This window comes from Pseudarthrobacter sp. AB1, from assembly GCF_014926485.1.
Taxonomy (GTDB): domain Bacteria; phylum Actinomycetota; class Actinomycetes; order Actinomycetales; family Micrococcaceae; genus Arthrobacter.
In genome coordinates this window covers 38,135-63,786 of record NZ_PZKO01000042.1, presented here as the reverse complement: position 1 = coordinate 63,786, position 25,652 = coordinate 38,135, and the positions used below count along the sequence as shown (strand labels likewise).

The following is a 25,652-nucleotide window of genomic DNA, read 5'->3' as shown; positions in this document are numbered from 1 at the left end:
CGCCGGCCTCAGACCGTGGCGGGATCCGTGTTGGCCCCGCAGAGGATCACGGCAACACGTTCCCCGTCCGCCGGGACGTAGGCGCCGGAGTGCAGGGCGGCGAAGGCCGTGGCCGCGCCGTGCTCCACGATGATGCGGTACTGCTCCCATAGCAGTGATCGGGCGGCAACGATGTCCTCGTCGGTGACCAGCACGGCGCGGACGCCGGTACGGACGGCCACTTCGAAGCCGATCCGGCCGATCTGCCGGGCACCCAGGGAGTCAGCGGCGATCCCGGAGACGGCGACGTCCACGGGTGCCCCGGCCGCGAGCGCGGCATGGAGGGTGGGCGTGGATTCGGACTCGACGCCCACCACCTTGGCCCGGCCTTCCACGGCGGCGGCGACACCCGCCATGAGCCCGCCACCGCCCACGGCCACCACCACTGTGTCCACGTCGCCCAGCTGCTCCAGCAGCTCGGTTCCGATGGTGCCGGCGCCGGCAGCGATCTCGGGTTGGTCGTAGGCATGGCAGTAGACCGCGCCGGTCTCGGCTGCGTAGGCCATCGCGGCGTTGTACGCCTCGGAGTATTCGGCCCCGCCCTGGACCACGTTGGCGCCGATGGCCCAGAGCTTCTTGACCTTCACAGCCGGGGCGTTCTCGGGCACGAATACGGTGGCCGGGACCCCGGCTTCCGCGGCGGCGTAGGCGTTGGCGAGGCCGGCGTTGCCGCCGGAGGCCACCACGATGCCCACGTCGTCCTTCAGTTCGCCGCGCTCCCGGCAGGCCAGGACGCGGTTGAACGCGCCCCGGGCCTTGAAGGTACCGGTGTGCTGCATAAACTCGCACTTGAACCACACGTCGCCGGGGACCTGGCCGCGGTCTGCCGCCAGCACGGGCGTGATGCGGATCCGCCCGGCAATCCGGGCAGCGGCTTCGTCGACGTCGGCACGTGTGACCATGGGGAAATCCTCGTTCCGGGTGGGACTGGGTTCAATGTTCAGGCTATCGGCCGCCTGGACGTCCGCCGGCATTCCCGCGGATGATTTGGGTTGCCCACCGGTCCACGGGGGCCATTTCTTTCTACAATATAAGTGGCGGCAAGTGCGGCAACCAGCTGGACGGGCCGCACCACAAGGAGGACCGCAATGGGTTTGGGTGACAAGATCCACAACGCCGCGGAGAGGCTGCACGGCAAGGGAACAAAGGCCGCCGGTGAGGTCAGCGGCAACGACCGAATGAGGGCCGAAGGCAAGGCACGCGCAGTTCGGGCCGACCTCAAACAAGCCGGCGAAAAAATCAGGCACGCGTTCAAGCGGCACTGAAAACGACCAATCGAACGGGCGGCTCCACCAGGAGCCGCCCGTTTTTCCATTCCCGGCGGCGGTGGTTGGGTATCCCAAACCACCGCCCTCCGCGACACCCCCTTGACTCCCGCACCCACCTTCCCTAAACTTTTCATAAAGCAGAATCTAAATTCCACAAAGCGGAAACTCATGAAGAGCCAAGCAAGCGGACGATAGATCAAAGCCCCTCCTCGGAAGGACCTACGATGACGTACACAGTGAACTGCTCCATCCTCTTGACGGAGCTTCCCCTGCTCGAGCGCCCCGCAGCCGCAAAGGCTGCCGGCTTTGACGCCGTCGAGTTCTGGTGGCCCTTCGAGACCTCCGTCCCCACGGACGCCCAGGTCGCCGGGTTTGAAAACGCCATCAACGATGCAGGCGTCCAGCTCACGGGCCTGAACTTCAACGCCGGCAACATGCCCGGCGGCGACCGCGGCCTGGTTTCCTGGCCCGCCCGCTCCACCGAATTCCTGGACAACATCGACGTCGTTGCCGGCATCGGCGAGCGCCTCGGCTGCAAGGCCTTCAACGCCCTCTACGGCAACCGCATCGACGGCGAATCGGCCGAGAAGCAGGACGCCGTCGGCGCCGAAAACCTCGCCGCGGCAGCTGCCGGCGTCGCGGGCATCGGCGGCACCGTCCTCCTCGAACCCGTCAGCGGCGCCCCCAAGTACCCGCTCCTCACGGCCGAAGACGCACTCAAGGTCATCGCCCGCGTCAAGGCGGAATCCGGCGCCGAGAACATCAAGCTCCTCGCGGATTTCTACCACCTGGCAGTCAATGGCGACGACGTTGCAGCCGTCATCGAAAAGCACGCAAAGGACTTCGGCCACATCCAGATTGCCGACAACCCCGGCCGCGGGGCTCCCGGAACCGGCGAGCTTCCCCTCGGCGAATGGATCGCCCGCAGCCGCGAACTCGGCTACGACGGCTACATCGGCCTCGAATACAAGGAACCGGCGGAAACCGCGTTCGCCTGGGCCATCCGCCAGCGCGTCGCCCGCTAATCCTCCATCAGACTTTCAGTAAAGGAACCACAATGAGCAACGTTGCAGTCATCGGACTCGGAATCATGGGCCTGCCCATGGCCATCAACCTGGTCAAGGCCGGCCACACCGTCACCGGCTTCAACCGCAGCCAGGACAAGATCGACAAGCTCGTCTCCGAAGGCGGCCAGGGTGCCACAAGCATCGCGGACGCCGTCAAGGACGCCGACGTCGTCATCACCATGGTGCCGGACTCCCCCGACGTTGAGGGCGTAGTCAGCGGCAAGGACGGCGTCTTCGCCAACGCGAAGAAGGGCACCCTCTGGATCGACGCCAGCAGCATCCGCCCGGACGTTGCCAAGCGCCTCTCTGACGACGCCAAAGAAGCCGGCATCCGCCCCCTCGACGCCCCGGTATCCGGCGGCGAACAGGGCGCCATCAACGCCGCACTCTCCATCATGGTGGGCGGCGAGGCAGCCGACTTCGAGGCAGCACAGGACGTCCTCAATGCCGTCGGCAAGACCATAGTCCATGTCGGCCCGTCCGGCTCCGGCCAGACCGTCAAGGCAGCCAACCAGCTGATCGTCGCCGTCAACATACAGGTCCTGGGCGAAGCGATCGCCTTCCTCGAGGCCTACGGGGTGGATACGGACGCGGCCCTCAAGGTCCTCGGCGGCGGCCTGGCCGGCTCCAAGGTCCTCGACCAGAAGGGCCAGAAGATGCTCGACCGCAACTTCGACCCCGGCTTCCGCCTCGCGCTCCACCACAAGGACCTCGGCATCGTCACCTCGGCAGCCCGCGAAGCCAACGTCGCCGTCCCCCTCGGCGCCGTCGTCGCACAACTCGTCGCCGCAACCGTGAACCAAGGCGATGGCGGGCTCGACCACTCCGGCCTCTTCAAGCAGGTCCTGCAGCTCAGCGGCCGCAAGTAGGTTTCGCGCCCCACCGATAGTTTTTGTCCAGATAACGCCCTCAATTCCCCTTCCACGCGGCGTTATCTGGACAAAAACTTCCTTCAGCACACCCAAAATCGGGCTTCACCAAGCTCAGCCACCGAAAAACACAGACTTTCAAGGAGTACACAATGACGAAGATGCGCACCGTTGACGCTGCCGTCGCGATCCTGGTAAAGGAAGGCGCCATCGAGGCGTTCGGCCTGCCAGGCGCGGCAATCAACCCGTTCTACTCGGCCATGCGGAAGAACGGCGGTGTCCGCCACACGCTGGCCCGCCACGTTGAGGGCGCCAGCCACATGGCCGACGGGTACTCCCGGGCCCAGGACGGCAACATCGGAATCTGTATCGGCACCTCCGGCCCTGCCGGCACGGACATGATCACCGGCCTGTACGCGGCCTGGGCGGATTCCGTCCCCATGCTCTGCATCACCGGCCAGGCCCCCGTGGCCAAGCTGCACAAGGAAGACTTCCAGGCCGTGGACATCCAGACCATCGCCGCCCCCGTCACCAAGATGTCCATGACCATCATGGAACCGGGCCAGGTTCCGGGCGCCTTCCAGAAGGCCTTCCAGCTGATGCGCTCCGGCCGGCCGGGCCCGGTTCTGCTGGACTTGCCGTTCGACGTGCAGATGGCCGAGATCGAATTCGACATCGACGCCTACGAGCCCATCGTGGTCCAGAAGCCCACGGCCTCCCGCAAGCAGCTGGAGAAGGCCCTGGACATGCTGACCGCAGCCGAGCGCCCGCTGATCGTGGCCGGTGGCGGCATCATCAACGCCGGCGCCTCCGCGCAGCTGGTGGAACTGGCCGAACTGCTGAATGTTCCGGTCATCCCCACCCTGATGGGCTGGGGCACCATCCCGGACGACCACGCCCTGATGGCCGGCATGGTGGGCCTGCAGACCAGCCACCGCTACGGCAACGAGACCATGCTGGCCTCCGACTTCGTGATCGGCATCGGCAACCGCTGGGCCAACCGCCACACCGGCGGCCTGGACACCTACACGGCCGGCCGCAAGTTCGTGCACATCGACATCGAGCCCACCCAGATCGGCCGTGTGTTCTCGCCGGACCTGGGCATCGCGTCCGACGCCGGTGCGGCGCTGGACGGGCTCATTGAGCTGGCACGCGAGCGCCAGGCAGCGCAGTCCCTGCCGGACTACTCCGGCTGGGTTGCCGACTGCACCGCACGCAAGGGTTCCCTGCAGCGCAAGACGCACTTCGAGAACGTGCCGATCAAGCCGCAGCGCGTGTACGAGGAAATGAACAAGGCGTTCGGCAAGGACACCACCTATGTGTCCACCATCGGCCTCTCGCAGATCGCCGGCGCACAGATGCTGCACGTCTTCGGCCCGCGCAAATGGATCAACGCCGGCCAGGCAGGCCCCCTGGGCTGGACCGCCCCGGCCGCACTCGGCGTAGTCCGCGGCAAGCCGGACGAGACCGTGGTTGCCCTGTCCGGTGACTACGACTTCCAGTTCATGATCGAAGAGCTGGCCGTGGGCGCGCAGTTCAACCTGCCGTACATTCACGTGGTGGTGAACAACTCGTACCTGGGCCTGATCCGCCAGTCGCAGCGCGGCTTCGAAATGGAACAGAACGTGTCCCTGGCGTTCGAGAACATCAACTCCACTGATCTCTCCGCAACCGCAGCGGGGTACGGCGTGGACCACATCAAGGTGGCCGAAGGCCTGGGCTGCAAGGCCATCCGCGTGGAAAACCCGGCGGACCTGCCGGCCGCGTTCGACAAGGCCAAGGCCCTGATGGACGAGTTCAAGGTTCCCGTGGTGGTTGAAGTGATCCTGGAAAAGATCACCAACATCTCCATGGGTGTGGAAATCAACGCTGTGAACGAGTTCGAGGACCTGGCCGCCCGCGGCGAGGACGCCCCCACCGCGATCATCGCCCTGCTGGACTAGCACCCGTACTCGACACATAAAGAAGGAGGTACCGGAATGCGTGTGGTCATCGCCCCGGACAAGTTCAAGGGCTCGCTGTCCGCCCCCGACGTCGCCAGCCGCCTGAGCGCTGGACTGCAGTCAGCTGTGGCGGACCTTGAGACCACACTCATTCCGGTGGCCGACGGCGGCGAGGGCACCCTCGACGCCGCGGTAGGCTCCGGCTTCACCCGCCGGACCGCCACCGTCACCGGCCCCACCGGCCAGCCGGTCCGGGCCGACTTCGCGGTCCGCGGCCGTGAGGCCGTGATCGAAATGGCCGCAGCTTCCGGGCTCGCGCTGCTGCCCTCCGTCATCCAGGGCGGCGGCCCGGACTCCGCAACGAGCACTACCGCCACGAGCCTGGGCACCGGCGAACTGATCCGGGCCGCCCTGGACCTGGGCTGCCGGAAGTTCATCCTGGGTGTGGGCGGCAGCGCCAACACCGACGGCGGCGCCGGCGTACTGCAGGGCCTCGGGGCAGTGCTCCTGGACGCCGAGGGCCACGAGCTCCCCGGCGGCGGGGCCGCCCTGGCCCGCCTGGACCGGATCGATTTCTCCGGCCTGGACGTCCGGCTGGAGGATTCCCGCTTCACCCTGGCGTCCGACGTCGACAATCCCCTTCTGGGGCCCAGCGGCGCCGCCGCGATCTTCGCACCGCAGAAGGGCGCGGCACCGAGTGACGTCGTCGCGCTGGACGCGGCGCTGACGAACTTTGTCTCGGTCCTTGCCGGCGAGATCGGCGTCCGCGCCGAGCATGCCGCCGTCGCACCCGGCGCAGGTGCAGCCGGCGGTGTCGGCTACATTGCCATCGCGGCGCTGGCCGCGGCACGCAGGCCGGGCATCGACGTCGTAATCGAATTTACTGAACTGGAGCAGCGGCTGGCCGGCGCGGACCTGGTGATCACCGGCGAAGGCAGCCTCGACGAGCAGAGCCTGCTCGGCAAGACCCCCATGGGGGTGGCCCGCGCCGCGGCGCGCGCCGGAATCCCCGTGATTGCCGTCTGCGGCCGCAGTACGCTGAGCCCGGAACAGCTTGCGGAAGCCGGGTTCAGGGCAGTTCACGCCCTGACCGATTTTGAGTCCAATGTAGAGAAATGTATGGCCGAAGCAGGCCCGCTGCTTGAAGAATTAGGTAAGCACATCGGAGTGCACCTGCCCGCGAGTGCAGCGCGTACCGACACCAAGGAGAACGTCCATGTCTGAAGAAACCACCCCGGCGGCCGGCTCGTTTGACCTCGTCATCCGCGGCCAGCGCATCCTCACCACCGCAGGCATCACCGCCCGCGAAGTAGGCATCCGCGACGGCGTGATCGTCGCCATCGAACCGTTCGGCAACGGCCTCACCGGCGCGCAGGTCATCGACCTGGCCAACGACGAAACCCTTATCCCCGGCCTCGTGGACACACACGTCCACGTCAACGAGCCCGGCCGCACCGAGTGGGAGGGCTTCGCCTCCGCCACCCGCGCAGCCGCAGCCGGCGGCGTCACCACCATCATCGACATGCCGCTGAACTCCATCCCGCCCACCACCACCGTGGAAGGCCTCAAGCTCAAGCGCGAAGTGGCCGAGGACCAGGCGTTTGTGGACGTCGGCTTCTGGGGCGGTGCCGTACCGGGCAACAAGAAGGACCTCCGCGGCCTGCATGACGAGGGCGTCTTCGGCTTCAAGTGCTTCCTGCTGCACTCCGGCGTGGACGAATTCCCGCACCTCGAAGCGGACGAGATGGAGGAGGACATGGCCGAGCTCAAGTCCTTCGACTCCCTGATGATCGTCCACGCCGAGGACTCCCACGCGATCGACCGCGCCCCGCACCCCGGCGGCGACCACTACGAAACGTTCCTGGCCTCCCGCCCGCGCGGTGCCGAGAACAAGGCCATCGCCGAGGTCATCGAGCGCGCCCGCTGGACCGGCGCCCGCGCCCACATCCTGCACCTCTCGTCCTCCGATGCGCTGCCCATGATCGCGAGTGCAAAGCGCGACGGCGTCCACCTCACCGTGGAGACCTGCCCGCACTACCTCACCCTGATGGCCGAGGAAATCCCCGACGGCGCCACCGCCTACAAGTGCTGCCCGCCGATCCGTGAGGCCTCCAACCGCGAGCTGCTCTGGAAGGGCCTGCAGGACGGCACCATCGACTGCATCGTCTCGGACCACTCCCCCTCCACCCTGGACCTGAAAGACCTGGAAAACGGCGACTTCGCCGTGGCCTGGGGCGGCGTCTCATCGCTGCAGCTGGGGCTGTCCCTGATCTGGACCGAGGCCCGGCACCGCGGCATCACCCTTGAACAGGTGGTGTCCTGGATGGCGGAGAAGCCGGCCGCGCTGGCCCGCCTGCACAACAAGGGCCAGCTTGCCCTCGGTTACGACGCGGACTTCTCCATCTTCGCGCCGGACGACGCTTTCGTCGTCGACGTCACCAAGCTCAAGCACAAGAACCCCATCACGCCCTACGACGGCAAGGCGCTCTCCGGCGTCGTCCGCAAAACGTTCCTTCGCGGCAACGAGATCGACGGCCGCACGCCCAGCGGCAAGCTGATCCGCCGCGGCGGCGTCTGAGGCGCAGCGCGATGGCCGTAAACGTCCACGCCCCCTACCCGCGGCCGCGCGCCGGCGCCCGCGTCGGTTTCAGTCCGGGAGCTCGTCCCGGCCTCCAGCCAGGGCTTCACCCGCGTGGCCTGGCGGTGTGGCTCCAGCCGTGCGAAGGCCAGGAGATCGACCCGGCGGTCTGGGCCCAGGCTGCCCAAGCGGTCCTGGCACGTGCCCGGCAGCTCGCTCCGGCAGCCGGAATCCACCTGTGGACCGCGGCCGCAACCGGAACGCCCGGCGTCGAAGGTTCGGATGCTCCCGCCGCTGCCGACCGTTCAGCCGTCTTCGACGGCGCTGGCGTTTCGGGAACGGCGTCCGACGCCGGAAACGGTCCCGCCGCCGTCGCCGCACCGCTGGTCTCCACGCCGGTCGCCCCGCCAGTCTCCCTGGCCGGGAGGCGCAGCGTCGTGGCTGTGGATCTGGCTGCGGACACCGTCCTGCTGGACGGTGTCCCGGTCAGCCTGACCTTCATGGAATTCAGCCTCCTGCGGTACCTCGTGGAGAACCAGTCGCGGCCGATTAAACGTGAAGAACTGCAACGCGTTCTCGAGTTGCTGGACTGCCCCGGCGCCGCATTCCGCTCCATCGACGTGTATGTTGGCCGCGTCCGGCGCAAGCTGGGCTCCGCCCGCCACGCAATCGCCACGGTGCGCGGTGGCGGCTATCAGTTTGTGCCCGGACCGGGCAGCACTGTCCGCGGACCCGCGGAATACTGCATCTAGGCAAAGCGTTGCACCCATAGATTTGATCGCCGGCCACGGCGGTCGCCCCACAAGTCAAGGATCCTCACATGACCCAGAAACTCCTCGCCGGAACACAGGCCCCCGATTTCGCACTGCTCAACGCAGACGGCCACAAGGTCTCCCTCTCCGATTACCGCGGACGCAACGTCATTGTGTACTTCTACCCGGCAGCCGCCACCCCCGGCTGCACCACCGAGGCCTGCGACTTCCGCGACAACCTCGCCAGCCTGCAGTCCTCCGGCTACGAGGTCTTGGGTATCTCCCCGGACGCGCCTGAGAAGCTGGCGGCCTTCACCGGCGACTTCGCCCTGACGTTCCCGCTGCTCTCCGACCAGGACCACGCCGTGGCGCTGGCCTACGGCGCCTGGGGCGAGAAGCTGGTGAACGGCGAAGTGGTTGACGGCCTGGTCCGTTCCACAGTGGTGCTTGACGCCGAAGGCAAGGTCACGCTCACCCAGTACCAGATCCAGGCGCAGGGCCACGTCGCAGCGCTCAAGGCAGAGCTCGGCCTCTAAGCTTCGCCGACCTGACACGCGCATGGCCCCAGCCGAGCGGCTACGACGCCGGGACTTCCCGGCGTCGTAGCCGCTTTTTGGGGACTATTTGTTTCGTCCGCGTGCGGCCACGTGCCAGCGGTCCACGATTTTGCCGCCGCTGACCACGGTGACGTCGTCGACGAGGTTCATGGCGATGCAGACGTGATTGGGGACCACACGCAGCCGGTCTCCGAGAGCCGGCAGCGTTGCCTCTTCCGGCCATACAACGGTGGCGTGGTGTTCTGACAGTGCGGTGATCCGGGCTTCCGGGTGATCCAGGAGCCGCCCGAATCCGGTGGTCCAACCGGGCCGGTCCCCGCCGAGGATCTTGCTGCCGGAGTCCAGGATGACCCTCCGCGGCATGAGGTCAGTGCCTTCATGGCGGCTGACAACAGTTGCGGCGATGGTCAGTGCGATGTCTTCGGCCGCACAGCGTTCCAGTTCCAGTTGTTGGGCGTCTCCGAAAACGTAGACGCCGGGCCGGACCTCCGTGGCTCCGGAGTCGCCGGCGGTGAGGGTGGCGGTGGGAGTGGATCCGCCGCTGCGTTGGGCGATGGGGAAACCTGCCGCGGTGAGCAGGCCTGCGGCTTCGCCGAGGGCCAGCCGTTCCTCGTCCATAGCCTTCAACGGCATGCCCGGAGCATAGCTGTGCCCTGGAAACGTGAAAATCCCCGTAACGCGCAGCCCACCCCGTGCTGCGGCCTGGGCGACGCCGACGACGGCGTCGGGTGCTATCCCGCTGCGGTGATGGCCGCTGTCGATCTCCAGCACCACTTCAATCTCCCCGACCGCACCGCCCAGCGACGCGGCCATGGTTCCGGCTGCTTCCCGTGAGTCCAGTCCAACCGCGATCCTGGCTTTTGCGGCAAGGCGCCGCAGCCGTTCAGCCTGCCGGGGACCGACCCAGAGAGGATACGCGATGAAGATATCTTTGGCCCCGTGCTCTGCAAAGACTTCGGCCTCTCCGAGGGTGGCCACTGTCAGCCCGACGGCTCCGGCAGCCAGCTGCATTTCAGCGATTTCGGGGACTTTGTGCGTCTTGACATGCGGCCGAAGGTGCAGGCCCTTTGCACGGACGGCGGTTGCCATGCGGTCGATATTTCGCTGCAGCACGTCCCGGTCAATGATGATCTCAGGTGTGTCGATTTCGGCTGGGATGGTCATCTTGACACTCTAGTGGAAAGAGTCATCGCATACTTTCTGTATACAGACTGACCGTCGTTGCGGACTGCAGAACTTGTAATGCGCAAACCAGAGCTGGAGTTCCTCCCGCCGCCGTCAGCTGACGTTTAGCTGGGCCCCGGATTTTTCGGCGTACCTATTGCCTCGGGGCAGGGGCTTCAGGCACACTGACTACAGATCCGCAGGAACAAATGCTTCCGCAGATCCAGCCCGCCGGACAATTCGGCCGGCCACCGCCCCATCAGAGATGCCGGGCAACCCCTCCTGGAACCACCGCTTTCCGCTACCCCGGGTGCACCCGGCCCCGGAAGCCTGTGCGAACCCCAGAGTCCCGGGATCCCGCCGAGAAAGAGACCACCATGATCAAGCGCCACTCTGACCTTGTCCTGGCAATCACAGCCCACGATCCTGACACCGTCGAAAACGACCTCAACACCGCCGTGGAAATGGCCCGCGAACACGCCATGACTGAAAGCCGCCACGGCATCCTGGTCACACAGCACAGCTTCACCAGCTACACCGTCGCCGTCAGCCGCGATGTCCCGTACGGGCAGACACACGAAAGGCGCGAACAGGCCCGGCAATAAGGCGAGCGGACGACGGCGGGACCTCCCGCCGTCGTCCGTTTGCGTTTAGGGCCGTTCCTCCGGTGCCGACCGGCCGGCCTCGGAGGGCGGTAGCTTGGTGGCATGACGGAAAGCTACCGCTACGACGTGGAGGTCCTGCATCTGCTGGTTTCGCCGGCGCATGCGTACTTCGGCCGGGCCCGCGAGGGTGCCGCGGAGGTCCCCACCACGGATGCCGCGCGAGCCGAACTAGTGGCGGGCAAGGGCATCGTGGGTGACCGGTTCTTCGGCAAGGCCGCGCACATGGACGCGACAGTCACGCTGTTTGCCATTGAGTCCCTCGAAGCCATCGCAGCAGAGCTGGGAACGGGGCCGTTTGACCCGCTCCTGACGCGGCGCAACGTTGTGCTCCGAGGGGCCCATCTGGCCCCGTTGCTGGGACACGACTTCACCCTGGAATCCCAAGGTGACCTGGTGCGCCTGACGGCCGGGCGGCCCGCACACCCTTGCGTCTGGATGGATGAGATGCTCGCCCCGGGCGCGCACAAAGCAATGCGCGGGCGCGGCGGCGTGCGGTGCCGGGTAATTTCCGACGGCGTCCTGCACCGCGGGCCGGCGGTGCTGGTCAGCCCCGTGCCGCTCGAGCCCGGGCGCGCCGGCGAGGCCACGGTTTTGCGGGCGTCGCGGCTGCCCTAGCTTAACGGCACCCTGGTGAGAGAGTGGGCCGCCGGCAGGTCAGACGTGCTGATCAACGAGCACCGGATTACCGTCGGGATCCACAACGATGAAACTGCCCGGCCCGGTTGTAGCTTCATCGGCCTCAGAAACGAACTCCGCGCCCTGTGCCTTGAGTTCCCGCTGGAGGTCGCGCACATCAGTGAAGGAATCCAGTGCTTCCGCGTTCTGGCTCCAGCCCGGGTTGAACGTCAGCATATTCTTCTCAAACATCCCCTGGAAGAGGCCAATAACGGTCTCGCCGTTCTTGAGGATCAGCCAGTTCTGCGTGATGTCGCCGCCAAAACTCGTGAAGCCGAGTTTCTCGTAGAACGCAGCCGACGCCGCGATGTCCTTAACGGTGAGGCTGATCGAAAAGGCGCCGAGCTGCATGGGTAACTCCACTCATAGAGGGACGGATGCTCCGATGATACCGACAGGCGCACGCGGACGACGGCGGGCGGTCCCGCCGTCGTCCGCGTACGTTAAGCAGCGCTCCCCCGCATTATTTCTCCTCTGTGGGTCCTTCGCCCTCGGTGGTCAGTGGACCCGCCTCCTCGGACTCAGGCACCGCATCGTGGTGCGGATCGTCTCTGTGGCGGGCTTGCTCGAGGTGCTGCTCTAATTTTTCCTCCGACTGCCGGCGGCGTTGACCTACGGTCCGCATTTGTTGCGTTGTCGGCGCGGCGTGGGCGTGCTGGTGCGGGCCGTGCTCCTGCGGGCCGTCAGCGATTTTCTCACTCATACTGAAATCGTCCCACCGCGAGTCAGTGTCGGGAAGACGCCACTTCATGTCCAACCGAACGACATGTCCAACCGAATGACGGCGGGAGGTCCCGCCTGCGTCCGCTTGTCCATGGCGCACCGCGGATTGCCGGGCTCCGGGGTTGCGATCACCGGCGGCAGAAACCCAGAGGCAGACTGAGGCCAGCACTGTGCAGGGTGCAGGGTGCAGGGTGCAGGCGAACGCTGGTCTTGGGCACCCCGTCAGGCGGTGGAGTGGAGGAACCGCTCCACCCCGTCCTCTCCCAGAGACAGCCCGGTGTGAACAAAATCCGGATCGCCGCTACCTTCACGCCGTGCTGGGAGCTGGCGCCCGTTCCCGCACGCTCCCGGGTTTGGTTCCGTGGGCCAATGTGGCGGTTCCCAGTCCTGGTGTTCACTCTTGTAGTGCCGGCCAGTGGGTGATATCCAGCCAGGTGGTTCGTTCTTGGTGCCTGGTGTGGGTTTCCAGGCGCTCGTGTGTCTCAAGCGGTGATGTTTGGGGCAGGGCTGACCCAAATTCGACACGCCGGTGGTTCCGCCCTTGGCCCAGGCAAGGAGGTGATCTGCTTCGTTGTCCAGTGAATGGTTGGAACATCCAGGGAAGGGGCACTTGCCGTCACGTAGCCGGAGCCAGTTCCGCATGGCCTTGGTGGGACGGTAGTTGGCGCGGCCGATCTCGAGAGGCGCCCCGTCGCGCGGGTCAACAAGGACCCGGTAGAACGAATCGGCCCCGTTCGCCACGAGGGCCCTGGCCATCGACGCCGGGATAGGACCGTAGCCGTCAAGCATCGCCGGTTCCTCGGTGGCGCCGAGCAGGGAAAACACAGGGACCGTCACGAGGACGTGAGCCCGCGGTGGCGGAACCTGCCCGGGTTCATGTCGTGCCGGGTTCCCGCTGCCGAGGATGGCCGCGGCGAAGACGTCGGCCCGGAGTTGCGTGAGGGTGCGGGGCTCGGCCGGACCCTGCAAACCCCGGGCGATCGCAGTGCTCCGGTTCCAGATCCCGGCCGCCTGGTCCGCGGGGAGGTAGGCCGAGAGCCAGGCCATCCCGTCCTGATCCGGGGCGTACTCGACCCGACGGTCCAGAACACCCTTTGCGTGCCGCTTCTCGATACTCTCCGTATGGTGGCGTTCGCGCCAGGTACGGGCCCTATGACGGAACCGGGACGCTGGCATTTCCCCTGCGGGACAACCAGCGGCCGCGTTCGGCTCATCCGGGTCCAGAAAGTGGGCCTCCAAGGCCGCGGCACCGGCCGGGTCAAGGGTTGCGGCTTCATCCACCATGGCCCGCGCGTGCTGCCACGAAATATTGCCCGCCTGCAGCGCGGACAGGGTCAGCGGCAAAGCAGTCGTGAGCATTTGTGACTGGTTCAGCAACGCACCCGCAGCCCGGTCACCGATGGTCAGCGCGCACGCGACCTCCGCGGTCACCGCCATCTCCTGCGCCTGCACCGGCGCACCCGGCGAAGCGACAGCTTGGACGGTGTCCGCAAATTTCACGGCGGCCCGGGCCTTCAGGGCAGCCATCCGCGCCTCCACTCCCGCGGCGCCGGAGAGGATGTCCAGGCACCTATCGCCCAAACCATCCAAAAGTTCAGCCTCCGGCGCCACTTCAGAACCGGACCGGCCGGCCCCGCTCAGGACGGAATTCAGCACAGCAATGGCAGCAATGATTTCCGCATATGCCTTCGCCACCGCCGCGTTTCCCATGTCTCCATCATCTAGTGAGGGTCTGACATTCAAGCGAAAACGGATCTGGGGGGGTGTGGCCAAAAATGGGAGCCGGTCCTTGGCGATCGATGCAACCGCCCGGACCATTTCTCTGTTGTGAAACCATGGGCCCCGCCGGCCCCGCCTCCCCGGATTGAGACAACGCGTCGTGTCGGGACGGCGCCACGAACGACGGCGCGAGGCCCCGCCGTCGCACGGCACGTGGAAGTATTCAGGTATGACTACCGATAATGATGCTGCCAACCCTCCGGCGCCAATGGACTCACACGGCACCGACGCCTCGACCGAAGCCAGCCGCGGTTGGGACCACATCGGCGCCATCATTGTCGATTCCACGCTCCAGCGCCGGCAGAACTACAACGAAACCGTCAAGCCCCGCGTCGAAGCCCTGGTCGCGGAATGGCCGGATGCCGCCACGACGAGCGGGTTCCGGCAGCACCTGAATACGGGGAAGCTCTCGGAAGTCATCGACTGGCCGTCGCCTGGCCGCCTGGCCCAAGTAGAGGACATCACGCGCGTGTTCGAGCGTCTCGGCATCGAAACGGTAGCGGAACTCCGCGGCGCGCTCAGTGATCAGACCAACGGTGCCGTCCTTCGGGAAGCCCTAGCGGAGGTGCGGCACGTCAGTCCCAAAACGCTGGATTACATTGGCACGCTGAGCGGGATCTCAACAGCTGCGCCCGAGTAGAAGCCCCCTGCACCTCCCGGCGAACTGAAGCCTGTGAACGCGAGGAACACCCTGGTCGGCAAGCGGTGGACCCGAATCCATTGAGTTCTGAGATTGGTGCGTTACGGTGAGCAGCACCATCAGTTTTTCAAGGGGGAAAAATGGAGTTTCCAGAAAAGCTCTCGGCTTTGGCAGCAAAGGTGCGCCAGCAGCGAGAAGTAATCCAGAGCGAAGAGGCAACAAAGAACGCGTTTGTGATGCCCTTCATTTCAACGATTCTTGGCTATGACGTCTTCAATCCAATGGAAGTGGTGCCGGAGTTCACCGCCGATGTCGGCCTGAAAAAGGGCGAGAAGATCGATTACGCGATCGTCAAAGACGGCGAAGTCCAGATCCTCATCGAGTGCAAGAAGTCCACCGAGCCGGTGAAAATCGAGCACGCGTCACAGCTCTTCCGCTACTTCGCCGTGACGAACGCGCGCATTGCGATCCTTACCAATGGCGAGGTGTACCAATTCTTCACGGATCTCGATGCTCCGAACCGGATGGACGCGAAGCCCTTCCTGGTCCTGGACCTCACTGATATCGATGAGTCCCTGATCCCGGAGCTGCAGAAGCTGTCCAAGGACGTCTTTGACCTCGACTCGATCATCAATGCCGCCGGTGAACTGAAGTACATCGGCGAGTTGAAACGGACATTGGCGGCGCAGTTCAAGGAACCGGAGGACGAATGGATCAAGTTCCTCACCGGCCGCGTCTACCCCGGCGCGTACACGCAGAAAGTGCGTGAGCAGTTCACGGCGCTAGTGACCAAAGCGTCCAAGCAGTTCCTCAACGACCAGGTGAACGAGCGTCTGAAGAAAGCCCTCGGCGCCCCGGGCTTCCCGCAGGCTGAGGACGCGGCCGCAAGTGTCACGAGCGCGCCGGTGGCGGAAGCCGACCTGGCAAACGCTGACTCCCTGGAGACCACCCTTGAGGAGATCGAGGGCTACCAGATCGTCCGCGCCATCGTCTGCAGCGAGGTCAAGCCCGCCCGCGTGGTCCAGCGCGATGCCAAGTCCTACTTCGCCGTGCTGCTGGACGATAACAACCGCAAACCGATCGCACGCCTGCACTTCAACCGGACGCAGAAATACATCGGGATCTTCGACGACAACAAGGAAGAAACGCGCGTCCCTATTTCCTCCCTCGAGGAGATCTACGAACACACCGAAGCCCTCCGCGCCAGCGTAAAGAGTTACCTCAGCGAGTCTCCCTCAATCAACTGAGCGGCCACGCGAGGCTTCGTGAAACTGGACAGGCGGACGACGGCGGGAAGTGCCGCCGTCGTCCGCTTGCGTTTGGTGCCGTTCCCTATGTAATGCCGCGCCGTTCGCGGTCAGGCCGCCAGTGGCACGTCGAAAAGCTGCTCGGCAAGCCGGATGAGGTGCCGGGGAGCGTCTGATTCATCCCCGCGGCGTCCGTTCCCGAGGAACACCGCCGTGCCGTTGAGGGTGTCGTCGAGAAAGACGCCCGCTTCGCGGATGAGCACTTCGGCCCGCGCGTTCTGGGGGAGGCGGGGTCCCGCGTCGTCCAAGTAGACATGCCAGTCTCTGCTGGTGATGGATTCGACGTTTCCTGCAACCAGTTTTTGCAGTGCCGCCATGACCGTGTCCACGGTTTCGATGCGCACCGGTTGAGTGAGGTGCGCCGGGACGATCAGGGCGTTGTATGTGGTCTTCATGGTCTTGTCCTTGCGACTGAAACGATGTTCTCAGCTGCGGCCTCAGGCCGGCAAAAAGTGGTGGCGGGCAGCCGAACGGGGCTAGGAGTCTCGCATCCGGCTGCCCGGGTTTATTAGCGCTGGTTTTTGCGCGGCTTTGCGAACAGAGTTTCACTGGTTTCGTTTTTAGCTTTTTTGTCGGCTCTTTTTTCGAGAATAGACTTTCCCGGCTTTTTGGCACTGACGCTCTTGGGCGATTTTCCTGACATTGGAATCACACCTTTCTTTGTTTGTATCTACCAGATACCATACACACTTATATTTTTTATGCTAGTTTCCAGAAAAAAGCACCACAAGGCGGTGAGAGAGGACTCCCTCGGGGCATACGCGCCGGCAGCGGGGCCCCGCAGGCGCGCTTTGCTGCCCCCACTGGCTGCCGTCGCGGCTTTTCGGATTTCCGGATTAAAAACTCCGTTAGGAAATGTAGATTTGCCCATCTGGCCGGGCGTCGACCTCTTGAGTTGACCGTCCAGAGTTTCGCTCCATAAATGCGTAGAGCACTCGCATGCTGATCAGGCTATTTCGTGCTGCTATTCAGAACATTAATTCCCGGATGCGAAATTTCACCCCGCACAAGTTTCCTTGACCGCGAGGACGACTCCTACCGCATCGGACTGAGGATGGCCTTCTGGGCGGCCCCGGCGACCCATGGAATGGAAGTTGTGGACGTCCTGAGCCCCCTGCTCAAGACCTGCGGGACACCCCGGGTGAGACCGCGCGTTTGTTCAAATCGGCACAGCCTAGCCGCGGGTGTGTGGCCATGCCGGTAACTCACCATGCGCTTCGCCGCGGGGTGCATCCGGGCAAGATTGCCCCGCTTTATGCAGGTTCGGCCGGGCTGGTCAACAGGAGTGGCGTGGCGCAGCCGGAACGGTCGCCAGTTGGCGCCGATACTGCCACACTGAGCCAATGAATGACGCCCTCTCACCCTCCCGCAGGCCAGGCATCCGGGCTGCGATGTTTGTTGATTTCGACAATGTCTTCACCGGCCTGCAGGCGCTGGACCCACTGGCGGCGAAGCGCTTCGCCGAAGACCCGAAGCACTGGGCAGACGCGTTGTCAGCAGGCGGTTCCGGGGAGGACGCCCGCAGGTTCCTGATCCGCAACTGCTACCTGAATCCGGTGGTGTACTCGAAATACAGAACATACTGGACCCGCGCCGGCTTCCGCGTGATCGACTGTCCGTCGCTGACGCAGCGGGGCAAAAGCAGCACGGACATCAACCTGGTCCTTGACGCCATGGACGCACTGTCCGGCAACGTTGGCATCGAAGAATTCTTCATCGCCTCCGCTGACGCCGATTTCACGTCCCTGATCCAGCGGTTCCGGGCCGCTGACCGGATGACCACAGTCATCGCGGCCGGCGCCGTGGCTTTCGCCTACCGGGAGATGGCGGATCACGTAGTGGAATCGCACGACTTCGTCGCCATCCTCAACGGCTCAACCGTGGAACCGGTCCATACGGTGGCGTCCGGGAAACAGCCGGCTGTCCAGCCGGCGGGAAAGGCGAAAGCCAAGTCCGCCTCGCCCGCCATCCGTGAGGTCCTCGGGTTTGTCCGCGCCGCCCCGGGTCCGGTGAACGGCGCGATGGTGGCCCACCGGGCCCTCACGGCCGAGCCCTCCCTGAAGACAGACTGGGGCGGCTGGGGAAAGTTCGGGACCTGGGTGTCCCAGATCGGCCAGGGTGTGGAATACTCCCCGGCGCAAGGCGGCTGGGTCTGGGACGCGAAGCGGTTCTCGAACGAGGATCTTCCGACGCCCGCTGACCTCCTGCCCGGCATCGAGGAGCAGGTCACCAGGGTCACGGATGTGCCAGCACTTTCAGCAGCCCAGTTCCGGCAGATGTTCCAGGCCATGGCAGCCAGGCTTCGCGAGCATCCCCTCAACCGCACCGAACTGTCCCGGCTGGTGCGGGATGACTGCGTCACCGCGGACCAGCCGGTCTCCCGCAACGCCGTGAGCTTTGTCCTTCAAGGCCTGGCCTACGTCAATTTCCCGCTCACCGACGAAGCGACGGCCGAAGGCCTGGCCGCAGCCTGGACCGCGAACGTGGAAGAACTCTGCCGGGTTGCACTCCTGGAGTTCGACGCCGCCGAGAAACTCGCCGTCCGGCGCTGGGCCAGCGGCGGACTGCTGGACGCCTGACACAGGAGAAGCGGACGACGGCGGGACCTCCCGCCGTCGTCCGTTTCCGTTTAGCAGGGCCCGGCTGAGGCGGGCCGCCAGCCGTCCAGCTTGAGAAGCCGCGCGGCATTTCCGCCGAAAATCTGCTGAAGCTCGGCTGCGGGCATTCCCATTTCCCAGCAGATCCTGAGCTGGTCCACGAGATACCGCCGCGCGAAACCGCGCGGGAACCACGACGAGTCCGAGCCGAAGATGATGCGTTCGGATCCCATGGTTTCGTAGAAGCGGCGGAAGAGGTCCTCCAGGGTCAGCCGATGCGCCATGTATCTGACCCATTGGTTGGAACCGGACGTATCCACCACTACGTTGGGGCAGGCCCACATCAGGAAGAGCACCTCCTGGACGTGCTGGATTCCGAAGTGCGGGATAACGAAGGTGACTTCCGGGTACCTCTTGGCGGCGCGTTCGAGACCGGCGGGGTTGCTGTACGCATTCTGCGCGATGCCGCCCGCTGATCCGCAGTGGCCGAAGTGGATCAGAACGGGGACGTTGCGGCGGGACGCGACCGGGCGGCGCCGGTTCCCGCGTGATCGACTGGCACTGGGCGAGAAACATCGCTGTGACCGTGTCCACGGCCGTCGGTTGTCACTAAACTGGGACGCATGACCGAGCACGAACCGGCCCCCGCCGGCGTCGCAGCGGCTCCAGGCCCGGCCGATGCCGACGCCATCGACACGTCGTTACGCACTTCGGCGCAGCGGTCCCGCACGTTCGCCGGAATCCTGGTGAACACCGCCCTCGCCAACATCACCACCAGCTACCTGTGGTTCGCCCTGACGTTCTGGGTCTACCTGGAGACGCGAAACGTGATCGCCACCGGGGTGATCGGGGGCGCGTACATGCTGTTGATCGCCCTTTCCAGCATCAGCTTCGGCACCTTCGTGGACCGCTACCGCAAGCTGGCCGTGATGCGCTTAGCCGCCGGTTTCACGCTGGTGATGTTCGTCCTGTCCGGGGTTATGTTCCTGCTGACACCTGCCGCCAGCATGCTGGACCTGACACAGCCGTGGTTCTGGATCTTCGCCATGATCATCCTGATCGGTGCGGTGGTGGAAAACATGCGGAACATCGCCCTCTCCACCACGGTCACCATCCTTATCGAGCCCGATCGCCGGGCCAACGCCAACGGGCTGGTGGGCATGGTGCAGGGGCTAATGTTCCTCGTCACCTCCGTGCTCTCGGGGCTGTCGGTGGGACTGCTGGGCATGGGCTGGACGATCGTCGTCGCCCTGGTGCTCACTGCGCTGGCATTCGCGCACCTGCTCACGCTGCGCGTGCCCGAGGAGATGCGCGTCGCAGCCACCGACGCGCACGGCGGATTCGACCTGCGCGGCTCCCTCGCCGCCGTGCTGGCCATTTCCGGACTGTTTGCGCTGATCCTGTTCTCAACGTTCAACAACTTCAGCGCTGGCGTATATATGGCGTTGATTGATCCCTACGGCCTGGAGATGTTCCCCGTGGAGCTGTGGGGGACCTACTTTGCGCTCGGCGCCACCGGGTTAATCTTGGGCGGTGCGCTGATCGTCAAGTTCGGGCTCGGATCCAACCCGTTGCGCACCATGCTCATCGCGGTGATTCTGGTGGGGTTCCTCGGTGCGGTGTTCACGCTGCGGGAGTGGGCATGGCTGTTCGTCGCCGGCATCTGGCTGTACAAGGTCCTGATGCCCTTCGTGGAGGCCGCGGAGCAGACGGTCATCCAGCAGTTGGTGCCTCTGCCCCGGCAGGGCCGGGTCTTCGGATTCGCCATGGCGTTCGAGTCCGCGGCAGCGCCGATCACCGCGTTCCTCATTGCGCCGATCGCCCAAGTCTGGATCATCCCGTACGCCCGGTCCGCTGAGGGCGCCGCCCAGCTGGCTCCGCTGCTGGGCGAGGGCGTCTCCCGCGGCATCGCCCTGGTGTTCCTGGGGGCTGGGATCATCATGATCGCCGCCGGCTTGCTGGCCTTCCTGACGCCGGTCTACCGCGGGGTCTCGGCGACATACGCGCAGGCGGCTGCCGAGGCGCCGGAGACGGCGGCATCGCCCCCTCCGGACGAGTAGGGACGTACCTGCGAGTCGTACTCACTCCGGCACTGCAAAGTGTCAGAGCGGACGACGGCGGTACCTCCCTCCGGCGTCCGCTTGCGTTACGGGCCGTTCCCCACCGCGCCAGGCACAAAGCAGCGTCAACTCCCGCCGTCGTCAGCTTTCGGGGAGGCGCCCGGCCAGTCCTTGGAGCGACGGTTCACGGCCCAGCTCCACATGCGCGAAGGCCAGCGCCGCCGCCAGGTCCGGCTTGCCGTCATAAATGGCCTGGCACAGGCTCAGGTGCTCCGCACACTGAACCTGGGGGTCACGGTGCCCGGTCAAAGTGAAGAGCCACTGCATCCTGCCCAGCAGGGGCTTCATGGAGGACTCCAGCAGCGAGTTGCCCCCCATCGCTACGATCTCTGCGTGCAGGGCCGTATTGCTGAGAGGGATCTGCGCATGGTCGTGGCGCAGGGTTGCTTCTTCTGCCTGGTCCATCATTTGCTGCAGCCGCGACGCCGGCTGGCCTCTTGCCGCGGCCTGTGCTGCGAGGCGTGCGGCGAGGACTTCCAGGCTGAGCCGCACCTCAAAGAGCTCGTTGACGTCGCGCAGGGTGATCTGCTTGACGGTGGCACCACGCCGGGGGGAGGCGTCAATGAAGCCTTCGGCTTCGAGCTGCTGGAGGGCTTCCCGGACGGGCACCCGGGAAACAGCCAGAGTCTGGGACAGGTCACGTTCCCTGAGCCGGGACCCTGGCGCGAAGTCACCTGAGATGATCAACTCCCGGATCCGTTCCCGGGCAGTATCAGCCGAGGACGCCGGGGCTTCCGCTTGGACTGCCATCCATTCCTCCCGTTATTGCTGCGACACCATACTTCCGCGCTTACTCAGTTATTCAGCTCCACGCGGGTGCCAACCCCCTGATGGAGCGCAGCGTCATACAGGAGCCGCCCGATGGCAAGATCCTGCAGACCGATACCAACCGAGTTGAACAAGGTTACGTCCTCATCACCCAGGCGACCTGCTTTTGTCCCCGCCGCCACGTCACCGAGCTCGGCTTGCACATCCTCAAAGCTCATCACACCTTCGGCCACCGGGATGATCAGCCCCCCGGATTTGGCCCTGGCCGTGGCCAGGCTGTCCACGAAGACCCTGGCCCTCACCATGCCCGCCGAATCAATCTCCCGGTGGTCCGCCCGCGGACGGGATCCGACGGCGTTCACGTGCAGCCCGGGCTGGAACCACTCGCCCCTAACCACCGGCTCTACCGCAGGAGTGAGGGTGCACAGCACATCGGCAGCCTCCACCACTTCCCGGACGCTGGCCGCCCTCGTGACGTTCAGGCCGTAGTGGGAAATCTCGTCACAGAAGGCGGCGACCGTGTCCGCGGAACGGGACCACACCACGACGTTTTCAATCGGGAGGACGGCCAGCATGGCTTCCACGTGGGCAACGGCCAGGGCGCCTGCACCGACCAGTCCCAGGGTGGTGCTGCCGGGCCTCGCGAGGAGCTTCGTTGCCACGGCACTGGCAGCGGCAGTGCGGACCCGGGTGGGGACTTTGCCGTCCAGGATGGCCAGGGTTTCGCCGGTTAGCTGGGAGACAAGCATGATCGTGGACCGCTGCGTGGGCAGGCCGGACTCCCGGTTTTCCGGGATGTCCGCCAGTAGTTTGACGGACGCGAGCTCCTCCGCGCTGGACAGCGCTGCCATCGGCAGGAATCTCGCGTCCGAGGACGGCAGGAAGAGCGAGTCCGGCGCCGGCTGAAAGGCGGTGCCCCGGCTGAGGCCGGCAAAGACGCGTTCGACGGCGGCAATGGTCCCCGGCATATCGGCCAGGGTCTGGAGCTCGGAGGCTTTAAGAATCAAGGTCATGGGTGGCTTTCTGGGTTGGGAGGGCGCGCTTGCCGGGTAGCTCAGGCGGCTCGGGCAGGAGGAAGGTGGCAGGGGACAGCGTCACGTTTGTCCGTACCGACCGATCAGAGGTCATTCCGTACAAGGACTCCCTGCGCCACCACTGCCCTTATTTCTTCCAGGGCCGAGGCACTGTTCAAGGGATCAGAATCCACGATGATCGCGTCTGCAAAGGAACCGCGTACCAGGCGTCCTGCACTCTCACTCCAGCCGAGCAGGGCGGCGGCGTTGACTGTCGCGGCCCGTAGCGCGTCCAGTGGTGAAAGCCCGGCCTCAGCAAGCAGACGCGCTTCTGTGCCTATGGGGGTCACATCGGATCCGAAGGAGTCCGTCCCTGCCACCACCGTCACACCGGCTTCATGGGCAGCCCTCACGGCTGCTTTGATGATGGGCGTGAACTCCGTGCCGCGGGCGGCAAGAATCGGGTTGGAAGAACCAGCCATGCTCGTGATGGCGTCCAATGTGGGTGTGAAGTAAGTGCCACGGCGGGCCATCAGCGAGATGGTCTCCTCGCTGACGAAGACGCCGTGCTCGATGCTGCGCACACCGGCCCGGACGGCACCGTCTATCCCCTCTGCGCTGTAGGCGTGGCAAAGCACGCCTGCTTTGCCTGCGGCCTTAACCACTGCAGAGAGCTGTTCGTAGGTGTAGACCAGTTCGCGGGGGTCCTGTTCCGCCAGGCCTGCCCGGGGATTGGCCCGGGTCTTGATCACCTGTGCACCGCGTTTCAGGTTGACGCGGGTGATGTAGGCAAGGTCCGTCGGTGCGGTGACTCCCCCGACCAGGGATGCAAGCGGTGCAAGGTCCGGGTCTGCAAGAAGCGAGGCCCCAAGATCGGGTGAGATGAACAGCCCGGCGGGGCTCATCCGGGGTGAGGCGCCGGCGGCCCAGGCAGGCAGGGCAGCGAGGGCCACGTCCTGGTAGAAGCTGCTTGAACCACTTCTGACGCTGGTCGCTCCGCCCTGCAGGATGGCCCGCGCATCCGAAAGCGCGTTCGCATGGACATGCACGTCGATGAGGCCGGGAAGCACCCACCGCCCGGAGGCATCCACGATGCGGGCACGGCCTGCAAGGGCGGCTACCGCACGCCGTGTTTCGTCCCGGGTGCCGGCCGCGGTGACCTTGCCTCCTTCCAGCACAAGGACCCCGTCCTGCACTGCGTTGCCCGTTTTGGGGTCCACTATGGTGCCGCCCTCGATGATCATCGGCGGGGGCGAAGCGGGGCGGTCAGGATAGCCGGGGCCTGATGTGTTGCCCGCTGCCCTCGCCGCCGGGGCACTTCCGAGCTGGGCAGCCAGGCTTGCCACCGAGATTCCCGCCAGGGCGGCCGCTCCGGCCAGGATGCCGCGGCGGGGAACAGCAGTTGGTGGCAGGACAGCGGAGGTGTGATCGTGCAGGCACATTGTTCTCTCCAATGAGAAAGGCCCTGAGGCAGGGGCGCGGGTCCGGTGTCGATAGGTCAAAGTGGTGGTTCCACCGAGGGCGGAGCGGCTTCCACCGCAGTGTGCTGGAAGCCCTCGAGTAACTTCATTCTATCGCCTTTGGTATACCAAACCAAGAGTGACCGAATGAAGAGGCGAAGGTTGCGGTCGTTACCGGACAGCGATCGGCTGAGCGATTTCCGCGTGTAGATAGGTGGGCGGAAACAGCTCGTCAGGCTCCCGGAGCCGGGCGTCCCGTACCGAGTAGGCCGCCCGCATCGCGTCGAACAGCCGCTGCCCCTCAACCCGCAGCGCGACGAGATCTATGCCGGGAAGGGCGCCGCCAACCACGACCGGGCGCCCTGCCACGAAGGTGTCGGTCACCTGGCGCGCTGTCCCGTTGAGCACAAGCGTCCGCAGCGGGTCTTCGACGACGCCGTCGCCGAAGTCGGACAGGGAGACCACCGTGATGTCCGCCTGCATGCCGGCGGCAAGCCTCCCCAGGTCAGCGCGCCCAAGGGCCCGCGCGCCGCCGAGGGTGGCGGCGTCGAAATAGTCGGCCAGGGTCCCGGCGTCAGGCCTCCCCTCGTCCAGCCGGGTCAGGTGCATGCCCGCGTCCATGCCGCGCACAAGATCCGGCGGGAAGGAGTCAGTACCCAGGCAAATGTTGATGCCTGCCTCGCGAAAACGGTCGAATGACACAAGCTGCTTCTGGTAGCGGAACGATGTCAGCGGGCAATGGACAATGCTGACGCCGTGGCGGGCCAGCGTGTCAAGCGGGCCGCCCGGCGCTGACGCGGCAGGGTCCTTACCGTCGATCACCACACCATGCGGGATCAGAAGCCGCGTGCCGAACAGGCCGGTGGATTCGAGCAGTTCCAGGACGCCGCGTCCGGCGGATTGCTGCAGGAGCCCGTCCTCGAGCGGGGACTGGAGGCAGTGCAGCCGGACCAGCGAGTCCCGTTCCCTGGCGATCTGCGCCGTCCGCCGCATCAGGTCTTCGGACAGCGTCTCAATGCGGCACGGCAGCAGGGCCCCGGTGACGAGCGGGTCCGCGAGACCCGCGGCATAGTCCATGAAGCGCTCTGCGTCGCGCAGGCCTGCAAGCCCCCGGGCCTCGTCGAAGTGGACCTCGCGGTCGCCTGCTGCGGTGATGACATGGACCCCGGAACGGTAGGCCGGCCCCAGGTAGCCGCGCAGTCCGATCCGGCGGCTTGTCTCCGCCATGTCCACAAGCTCATCGAGGCCTTCGGCCCAGGAACTGTGGATTTCCGAGGCGATCGGCATGTAGGTCGTAATGCCGTGCAGGGCGAGCTGCGCCAAGGCGAACTCGCGGACCGTGGCGCGCTCCGAGGGCGTGAACACGTCCCGGCGACGGTTGGCGAAGTAGTCCTCCGACCACAGGTGGCCGGCGGCGGCATCGGGCGAAGGCCACGAGTCCAGGATGAGGTGATCGATGTCGGCGAGGGCGTCGAGGTCTATCAGGCCAGGCATAACCAAACTCTGGCCATAGTGGTGCTCCTCATCGACCGGGCCCACATAGCCGCGCCCCACGAAAACGATGGAATCCCCCTCGAAGACAACTTCGCCGTCCTCGATGAGCGTGTGCCCTGTTCCGTCGAACCCCAGAACGTACCGGGCCGAGATTTTCTTGTACAACGTGCCTCC

General features: G+C 65.5%; 26 protein-coding genes. 14 read left to right on the top strand and 12 right to left on the bottom strand.

From position 1 onward, the window contains the following. Window positions 1-8: 8 nt before the first annotated feature. Window positions 9-941, bottom strand: coding sequence for a threonine/serine dehydratase (locus DAD99_RS11250; RefSeq protein ID WP_193341601.1), 933 nt, complete (start codon window positions 939-941; stop codon window positions 9-11). Between the two features lie 186 nt (window positions 942-1,127). Here DAD99_RS11250 and DAD99_RS11245 point away from each other — a divergent pair, with 186 nt between their 5' ends. The 8 genes from DAD99_RS11245 to bcp all read left to right on the top strand — a co-directional run bounded on the left by DAD99_RS11245 (window position 1,128) and on the right by bcp (window position 9,052). Then, window positions 1,128-1,304 (top strand): CsbD family protein, encoded by a 177-nt coding sequence (locus tag DAD99_RS11245; RefSeq protein ID WP_193341600.1) that lies wholly within the window; start codon window positions 1,128-1,130, stop codon window positions 1,302-1,304. A gap of 227 nt (window positions 1,305-1,531) precedes the next feature. Then, the gene (locus tag DAD99_RS11240; RefSeq protein ID WP_193341599.1) at window positions 1,532-2,332 is read left to right on the top strand and encodes a hydroxypyruvate isomerase family protein; all 801 of its coding nucleotides are present in this window, start codon (window positions 1,532-1,534) and stop codon (window positions 2,330-2,332) included. 32 nt (window positions 2,333-2,364) lie between these two features. Next, a complete protein-coding gene (locus DAD99_RS11235; RefSeq protein ID WP_193341598.1) occupies window positions 2,365-3,243 on the top strand; it encodes a 2-hydroxy-3-oxopropionate reductase in 879 nt (292 codons plus the stop codon). 152 nt (window positions 3,244-3,395) lie between these two features. After that, window positions 3,396-5,186: a glyoxylate carboligase gene (gene gcl / locus DAD99_RS11230; protein ID WP_193341597.1), complete on the top strand. Its 1,791-nt coding sequence runs from the start codon at window positions 3,396-3,398 to the stop codon at window positions 5,184-5,186. A 36-nt stretch (window positions 5,187-5,222) separates the two neighbouring features. Further along, window positions 5,223-6,410: a glycerate kinase gene (locus DAD99_RS11225; RefSeq protein ID WP_193341596.1), complete on the top strand. Its 1,188-nt coding sequence runs from the start codon at window positions 5,223-5,225 to the stop codon at window positions 6,408-6,410. Next, complete coding sequence (gene allB, locus DAD99_RS11220) at window positions 6,403-7,764, top strand: allantoinase AllB (protein WP_193341595.1); 1,362 nt, start codon at window positions 6,403-6,405, stop codon at window positions 7,762-7,764. The genes DAD99_RS11225 and allB overlap by 8 nt, the downstream gene beginning before the upstream one ends. An 11-nt stretch (window positions 7,765-7,775) precedes the next feature. Beyond that, the gene (locus DAD99_RS11215; protein ID WP_193341594.1) at window positions 7,776-8,516 is read left to right on the top strand and encodes a winged helix-turn-helix domain-containing protein; all 741 of its coding nucleotides are present in this window, start codon (window positions 7,776-7,778) and stop codon (window positions 8,514-8,516) included. Between the two features lie 68 nt (window positions 8,517-8,584). After that, the gene (gene bcp, locus DAD99_RS11210; protein ID WP_193341593.1) at window positions 8,585-9,052 is read left to right on the top strand and encodes a thioredoxin-dependent thiol peroxidase; all 468 of its coding nucleotides are present in this window, start codon (window positions 8,585-8,587) and stop codon (window positions 9,050-9,052) included. Window positions 9,053-9,136: 84 nt separating this feature from the next. On the opposite strand, the gene DAD99_RS11205 is transcribed toward bcp, so the two are convergent. Next, window positions 9,137-10,237 (bottom strand): D-TA family PLP-dependent enzyme, encoded by a 1,101-nt coding sequence (locus tag DAD99_RS11205; protein WP_193341592.1) that lies wholly within the window; start codon window positions 10,235-10,237, stop codon window positions 9,137-9,139. Window positions 10,238-10,614: 377 nt separating this feature from the next. Here DAD99_RS11205 and DAD99_RS11200 point away from each other — a divergent pair, with 377 nt between their 5' ends. Next, entirely contained in the window at window positions 10,615-10,842 is a 228-nt protein-coding gene (locus DAD99_RS11200) for a hypothetical protein (RefSeq protein ID WP_185263850.1), read from the top strand. A 102-nt stretch (window positions 10,843-10,944) separates the two neighbouring features. Further along, window positions 10,945-11,517 carry an MOSC domain-containing protein gene (locus DAD99_RS11195; RefSeq protein WP_193341591.1) on the top strand — a complete coding sequence of 191 codons (573 nt, stop codon included), beginning with the start codon at window positions 10,945-10,947 and terminating at the stop codon, window positions 11,515-11,517. 39 nt (window positions 11,518-11,556) lie between these two features. Here the strand turns inward: DAD99_RS11195 and DAD99_RS11190 are convergent, their stop codons facing one another. From DAD99_RS11190 to DAD99_RS11180, 3 genes are all read right to left on the bottom strand, one after another. Next, window positions 11,557-11,928 carry a VOC family protein gene (locus DAD99_RS11190; RefSeq protein ID WP_193341590.1) on the bottom strand — a complete coding sequence of 124 codons (372 nt, stop codon included), beginning with the start codon at window positions 11,926-11,928 and terminating at the stop codon, window positions 11,557-11,559. Window positions 11,929-12,040: 112 nt separating this feature from the next. After that, window positions 12,041-12,280, bottom strand: a complete 240-nt coding sequence (locus DAD99_RS11185) for a hypothetical protein (protein ID WP_193341589.1) — start codon at window positions 12,278-12,280, stop codon at window positions 12,041-12,043. A 242-nt stretch (window positions 12,281-12,522) separates the two neighbouring features. Further along, window positions 12,523-14,010, bottom strand: coding sequence for an HNH endonuclease signature motif containing protein (locus DAD99_RS11180; RefSeq protein ID WP_193341588.1), 1,488 nt, complete (start codon window positions 14,008-14,010; stop codon window positions 12,523-12,525). Between the two features lie 238 nt (window positions 14,011-14,248). Between DAD99_RS11180 and DAD99_RS11175 the strand changes: the two genes are divergently transcribed. Next, entirely contained in the window at window positions 14,249-14,719 is a 471-nt protein-coding gene (locus DAD99_RS11175; RefSeq protein WP_193341587.1) for a hypothetical protein, read from the top strand. 140 nt (window positions 14,720-14,859) lie between these two features. Beyond that, window positions 14,860-15,966: a type I restriction endonuclease gene (locus tag DAD99_RS11170; RefSeq protein ID WP_193341586.1), complete on the top strand. Its 1,107-nt coding sequence runs from the start codon at window positions 14,860-14,862 to the stop codon at window positions 15,964-15,966. Window positions 15,967-16,076: 110 nt separating this feature from the next. On the opposite strand, the gene DAD99_RS11165 is transcribed toward DAD99_RS11170, so the two are convergent. Together DAD99_RS11165 and DAD99_RS22035 are read right to left on the bottom strand one after the other, a co-directional pair. Continuing rightward, window positions 16,077-16,421: a hypothetical protein gene (locus DAD99_RS11165; protein ID WP_193341585.1), complete on the bottom strand. Its 345-nt coding sequence runs from the start codon at window positions 16,419-16,421 to the stop codon at window positions 16,077-16,079. 113 nt (window positions 16,422-16,534) lie between these two features. Then, window positions 16,535-16,669, bottom strand: a complete 135-nt coding sequence (locus tag DAD99_RS22035; protein ID WP_255482169.1) for a hypothetical protein — start codon at window positions 16,667-16,669, stop codon at window positions 16,535-16,537. 700 nt (window positions 16,670-17,369) lie between these two features. Between DAD99_RS22035 and DAD99_RS11160 the strand changes: the two genes are divergently transcribed. Beyond that, window positions 17,370-18,605: an NYN domain-containing protein gene (locus tag DAD99_RS11160; protein ID WP_193341584.1), complete on the top strand. Its 1,236-nt coding sequence runs from the start codon at window positions 17,370-17,372 to the stop codon at window positions 18,603-18,605. Window positions 18,606-18,655: 50 nt separating this feature from the next. On the opposite strand, the gene DAD99_RS11155 is transcribed toward DAD99_RS11160, so the two are convergent. Further along, window positions 18,656-19,258: an amidohydrolase family protein gene (locus tag DAD99_RS11155; RefSeq protein ID WP_309233250.1), complete on the bottom strand. Its 603-nt coding sequence runs from the start codon at window positions 19,256-19,258 to the stop codon at window positions 18,656-18,658. On the opposite strand from DAD99_RS11155, the gene DAD99_RS11150 reads away from it, so the two are divergent. Further along, window positions 19,247-20,683: an MFS transporter gene (locus tag DAD99_RS11150; protein ID WP_193341583.1), complete on the top strand. Its 1,437-nt coding sequence runs from the start codon at window positions 19,247-19,249 to the stop codon at window positions 20,681-20,683. The two genes, DAD99_RS11155 and DAD99_RS11150, sit on opposite strands and share 12 nt — an antisense overlap. A gap of 141 nt (window positions 20,684-20,824) precedes the next feature. Here the strand turns inward: DAD99_RS11150 and DAD99_RS11145 are convergent, their stop codons facing one another. The 4 genes from DAD99_RS11145 to DAD99_RS11130 form a co-directional block, all read right to left on the bottom strand. Next, a complete protein-coding gene (locus DAD99_RS11145; protein ID WP_193341582.1) occupies window positions 20,825-21,493 on the bottom strand; it encodes a GntR family transcriptional regulator in 669 nt (222 codons plus the stop codon). A gap of 44 nt (window positions 21,494-21,537) precedes the next feature. Continuing rightward, entirely contained in the window at window positions 21,538-22,524 is a 987-nt protein-coding gene (locus DAD99_RS11140; RefSeq protein ID WP_193341581.1) for an ornithine cyclodeaminase family protein, read from the bottom strand. 104 nt (window positions 22,525-22,628) lie between these two features. Beyond that, entirely contained in the window at window positions 22,629-23,966 is a 1,338-nt protein-coding gene (locus DAD99_RS11135; protein ID WP_193341580.1) for an amidohydrolase family protein, read from the bottom strand. Between the two features lie 189 nt (window positions 23,967-24,155). Then, on the bottom strand, window positions 24,156-25,643 hold the full coding sequence (locus DAD99_RS11130) for an amidohydrolase family protein (protein ID WP_193341579.1): 1,488 nt from the start codon (window positions 25,641-25,643) through the stop codon (window positions 24,156-24,158). Between the last annotated feature and the right edge of the window lie 9 nt (window positions 25,644-25,652).